The following is a 4,787-nucleotide window of genomic DNA, read 5'->3' as shown; positions in this document are numbered from 1 at the left end:
ACCCGGGCCGCCGCCGTCCGTCCCCTTTCCCCTCCTCCTGCTCACCCCCCGCGCGCTCCCGGGGTGCGGCTGCCGTGCGGACGGCGGACGATGTAGCCGAAGAGCGGAGTAGCCGTGAGTCAGGAGCTTCCCACCCCGGCCGCGGGCGATCTGGTCGTGCTGCGCAACGTCAACAAGCACTTCGGTGACCTGCACGTCCTGCAGGACATCGACCTGACCATCGCCCGTGGCGAAGTCGTGGTCGTCATCGGTCCGTCGGGCGGCGGCAAGTCCACGCTGTGCCGCGCGATCAACCGCCTGGAGACCATCGACTCCGGCGAGATCGCCATCGACGGGAAGCCGCTGCCGGCCGAGGGCCGCGCACTGGCCGCCCTGCGCGCCGACGTCGGCATGGTGTTCCAGTCCTTCAACCTGTTCGCGCACCGGACCGTGCTGCAGAACGTGACGCTCGGGCAGATCAAGGTCCGCCGCAAGGACCGCAGGACCGCCGAGGCGCGGGCCCGCGAACTCCTCGACCGGGTCGGGGTCGCCTCCCAGGCCGACAAGTACCCCGCGCAACTGTCCGGCGGCCAGCAGCAGCGGGTCGCCATCGCCCGGGCGCTGGCCATGGAACCGAAGATCATGCTCTTCGACGAGCCGACCTCCGCCCTCGACCCCGAGATGATCAACGAGGTGCTGGAGGTGATGCAGCAGCTCGCCCGTGACGGCATGACCATGGTCGTCGTCACGCACGAGATGGGATTCGCCCGTTCGGCCGCCAACCGCGTGGTGTTCATGGCGGACGGCCGGATCGTGGAGGAGACGACCCCCGACCGGTTCTTCGCCCACCCGAGCAGTGAGCGGGCCAAGGACTTCCTCTCGAAGATCCTGCACCACTGACCCGTCCGCGCTCCCCGGCACCACCGGTCGGCGTCCTGAACACTAGGGATGATCACCATGAAGCTTCGCAAGGCCGCCGTCGCGGCCACCGCCGCACTCGCCCTCGCCCTGACCGCCGCCGGCTGCGGGGACGACGACAGCGGCTCCGGCAGCAGCGCCAGCGGGACCGCCGGCGACGAGAAGATCACCGTCGGCATCAAGTTCGACCAGCCCGGCATCGGCCTGAAGACCCCGGACGGCCAGTACACGGGCTTCGACGTCGACGTGGCGACCTACGTCGCCAAGGAGCTCGGCCACGACCCGAACGACATCGTCTGGAAGGAGGCCAAGAGCGCCGACCGCGAGACCCTCCTGCAGCGCGGCGACGTCGACTTCATCGCCGCCTCCTACTCGATCACCCCCGCGCGCTCCGAGAAGGTCGACTTCGCCGGCCCGTACCTGCTGGCCCACCAGGACGTCCTGATCCGGGCCGACGACACCACCATCCAGAAGCCCGAGGACCTCAACAACAAGAAGCTCTGCTCGGTCACCGGCTCCACCTCCGCGCAGAACGTGAAGACCAGGATCGCGCCCGAGGCCCAGCTGCAGGAGTACGGCGGCTACTCGGAGTGCCTGACCGGCCTGGAGAACAACGTCATCGACGCCCTGACCACCGACGACTCGATCCTGGCGGGCTACGCCGCGCAGGACCAGTTCAAGGGCAAGTTCAAGCTCGCCGGCTTCGACCTGAGCAACGAGAACTACGGCATCGGCGTCCAGAAGGGCAGCGCGCTGAAGGACCAGATCAACACCGCGCTGCAGAAGATGGTCCAGGACGGCTCCTGGCAGGCGGCCGTGCAGAAGAACTTCGGCCCGGCGAACTACCAGAACGAGCCCGCGCCGCAGATCGGCGTCGTCGTGAGCTGAGGCGGTGGCGCGTGTTCGACTTCCTCGAAGGCTACGACCTGCTGGGCGCGTTCTGGGTGACCGTCCAGCTCACCTTCTGGTCCGCGATCGGCGCCCTGGTCTGGGGCACCCTGCTGGCCGCGATGCGGGTCAGCCCGGTGCCCCTGATGCGGGGCTTCGGCACCGCGTACGTCAACGTCGTCCGGAACATCCCGCTCACCGTGATCATCGTGTTCACCTCGCTCGGGCTGTTCCAGACCCTGGGCGTCACGCTGGGCGCGGACGACTTCACCACGATCAACTTCCGGCTGGCGGTGCTCGGCCTGATCGCCTACACCGCGGCGTTCGTCTGCGAGGCACTGCGCTCGGGCATCAACACGGTGCCGATCGGGCAGGTCGAGGCGGCGCGCGCGATCGGCCTGCGCTTCCCCCAGGTGCTGATGCTGGTCGTGCTGCCGCAGGCGTTCCGCTCGGTGGTCGGCCCGCTGGCGAACGTGCTGATCGCGCTGACCAAGAACACCACGGTCGCCTCCGCGATCGGGGTCGCCGAGGCGGCGCTGCTGATGCGGGAGATGATCGAGAACGAGGCGCAGCTCATCCTGATCTCGGCGGTCTTCGCGTTCGGCTTCATCTGCCTGACGCTGCCGACCGGGATGTTCCTCAACTGGGTGAGCCGCAAGGTGGCGGTGAAGCGGTGAAGCACGGGCCGACCGTCCTGTACGACGCCCCGGGTCCGCGCGCCAGGCGGCACAACGTCCTGTGGACGGTGGTCTTCCTGGTCGCCGCGGCCGGGGTGGTCTGGTGGGTGGTGCAGAGCCTGGCCGACAAGAACCAGCTCACCGGGGAGAAGTGGCAACCGTTCTTCACCGACGGCCGGGTCTGGGAGACCTACCTGCTGCCGGGGCTGGAGAACACCCTGATCGCGGCCTCGCTGTCGATGGTCCTCGCGCTGCCGCTCGGCGCGCTGTTCGGCATCGCGCGGCTCTCCGAGCACCGCTGGGTGCGGGCGGCGGCCGGCACGGTGGTGGAGTTCTTCCGCGCGATCCCGGTCCTGATCCTGATGCTGTTCGCCAATGCGGCGTACTCCGAGTTCACCGACGTGAGCCCGGACAGCCGGCCGCTGTACGCGGTGGTGACCGGCCTGGTGCTGTACAACGGCTCGGTGCTGGCGGAGATCGTCCGGGCCGGCATCCTGGCGCTGCCGCAGGGGCAGACCGACGCGGCGAAGGCCATCGGGATGCGCAAGAACCAGGTGATGCGCTTCGTGCTGCTGCCGCAGTCGGTGACGGCGATGCTGCCGGCGATCGTCAGCCAGCTGGTGGTGATCGTGAAGGACACCGCGCTGGGCGGGGCGCTGCTCGGCTTCTCGGAGCTGCTGGCCTCGGTGCGCCCGATGAGCGCGAACTACGGGGCCAACACCATCGCCAGCTTCACCGTGGTCGCCGTGGTGTTCGTGGTGCTGAACTTCACGCTGACCACCTTCGCCGGCTGGCTGGAGGCCCGGCTGCGGCGCGGCAAGCGCTCCACCGGCGCGGTGCTCGGGGCGGAGGCGGTCGAGGAACTGGCCACACCCGGTGAGCACCTCGGCCACGACGACCTCAGCGGTCCGGGCGCCGGCCCCGGCGGCCCCGCGAAGTGAGCGGGCGGCGGCAGCGCGGGCGGTCACCCCGCCACCCACGCTGCCGCCGCGCACCACCCGCCACCCGGCGAGTTCGCCCACGCACCGGACCGGGTACGTACTCCGGCGCGCGGCCGAGCCCCGGACCACGCGCCCGGACGAACGGAGAGCCATGACCCAGGACGACCGCATCCCCGCCCCGGTCCGCGAGACCTACGGTGCCGGCGACCTCTCGCAGGCGGCCAGCTTCGCGGGAGGCTTCATCAACTTCGGCGACTGGCACGGCATCGACCTCACCGCCCCCACCCCCGAGGACCGCGTCCACAGCCAGGAACAGCTCTACCGCCGCGTCCTGGGCACCTTCCCCGGGCCCCACGACCGGCTGCGCCTCGCCGAGGTCGGCAGCGGACGCGGCCTCGGCGCCGCCCTCGCCCTGCGCGAGTTCCGCTTCGCCGCCGTCACCGGCGTCGACATCCACCCCGACCAGGTCGAACGCGCCCGGGCCGGCAACGCCGAAGCCCTGGCCACCTACCCCGACCGCCTCGCCTACACCCTCGGCGCCGCCGACCGCCTCCCCTTCGCCGACGGCTCCCTCGACGGCCTCTACTCCGTCGAGGCCGCCCAGCACTTCCGCGAACTCACCGGCTTCGCCCACGAATCCGCCCGCGTCCTGCGCCCCGGCGGCCACCTCGCCGTCACCACCTTCTTCGCCGCCGACGGCCCCGACGTCGCCGAACGCCTCGCCGTCCTCCTCGGCAGCTTCGCCGACGGCCTGGACGTCCCCCACACCCTCACCGGCTTCACCACCGACCTCACCAAGGCCGGCTTCGGCGCCGTCCGCGCCGAGTCCATCGGCCCCGACGTCTGGCCCGGGCTCGACCGCTACCTCGACGACGCCATCCCGCCCGACCACTGGGCCCACAACTTCCACCGCGCGTGGCGCGACGGCCTCCTCGACTACCACCTCGTCACCGCCACCCGCCCCTGAGGGCGCCGGGGCCGCACCCCGCGCCACCTGCGGAGACGTCGGCCGGCCACACCCGGCACACCCTGCGCTCATCAATCAACGAGCCTTCAAACAACAGGACAACAGCCCGGATCGACTGTGAATTGTCGAGCGGTTCTCAGATTCTGGTGTAGAATCATAGGCGCAGGGAGGCCTTGGGGCCGATGCTGAAGCCATCGGCAGGCCACCCGCCGGCAGGGGGAAACGACCGTCATGAACTACCACCTCGACACTGCGCGCGCCCTCATCAACGAGCGGATACGGGAGGCCGAGCAGCACCGGCTCGCCCACGCGCTGTACCTGAAGAACCGCGCCGAAGCCAAGACCCGGCGGGCGCGCCTGCTCCTCGCCCGCCTCGGCGGATGAGCACCACCCCGTCCGGCCGCCACCCTGCAGGGT

At 70.5% G+C, this 4,787-nt stretch carries 6 protein-coding genes; all 6 read left to right on the top strand.

What is annotated here, in order from left to right; translation table 11 throughout:
* Window positions 1–114 precede the first annotated feature (114 nt).
* The 6 genes from ACWGB8_RS37855 to ACWGB8_RS37830 all read left to right on the top strand — a co-directional run bounded on the left by ACWGB8_RS37855 (window position 115) and on the right by ACWGB8_RS37830 (window position 4,754).
* The gene (locus ACWGB8_RS37855; protein ID WP_452218204.1) at window positions 115–879 is read left to right on the top strand and encodes an amino acid ABC transporter ATP-binding protein; all 765 of its coding nucleotides are present in this window, start codon (window positions 115–117) and stop codon (window positions 877–879) included.
* Window positions 880–936: 57 nt separating this feature from the next.
* Window positions 937–1,785, top strand: coding sequence for a glutamate ABC transporter substrate-binding protein (locus ACWGB8_RS37850; protein WP_452218203.1), 849 nt, complete (start codon window positions 937–939; stop codon window positions 1,783–1,785).
* A gap of 11 nt (window positions 1,786–1,796) precedes the next feature.
* Window positions 1,797–2,462, top strand: a complete 666-nt coding sequence (locus ACWGB8_RS37845; protein ID WP_452218202.1) for an amino acid ABC transporter permease — start codon at window positions 1,797–1,799, stop codon at window positions 2,460–2,462.
* On the top strand, window positions 2,459–3,403 hold the full coding sequence (locus tag ACWGB8_RS37840) for an amino acid ABC transporter permease (protein WP_452218201.1): 945 nt from the start codon (window positions 2,459–2,461) through the stop codon (window positions 3,401–3,403). Before ACWGB8_RS37845 ends, ACWGB8_RS37840 begins: the two co-directional genes overlap by 4 nt.
* A gap of 151 nt (window positions 3,404–3,554) precedes the next feature.
* Window positions 3,555–4,370: a class I SAM-dependent methyltransferase gene (locus ACWGB8_RS37835; protein ID WP_452218200.1), complete on the top strand. Its 816-nt coding sequence runs from the start codon at window positions 3,555–3,557 to the stop codon at window positions 4,368–4,370.
* A 231-nt stretch (window positions 4,371–4,601) separates the two neighbouring features.
* Complete coding sequence (locus tag ACWGB8_RS37830) at window positions 4,602–4,754, top strand: hypothetical protein (RefSeq protein WP_452218199.1); 153 nt, start codon at window positions 4,602–4,604, stop codon at window positions 4,752–4,754.
* Window positions 4,755–4,787: the final 33 nt, after the last annotated feature.

Source organism: Kitasatospora sp. NPDC054939 (assembly GCF_053610105.1).
Note: the sequence above shows the minus strand (reverse complement) of the source record. Positions and strands in the feature narration are given on the sequence as shown.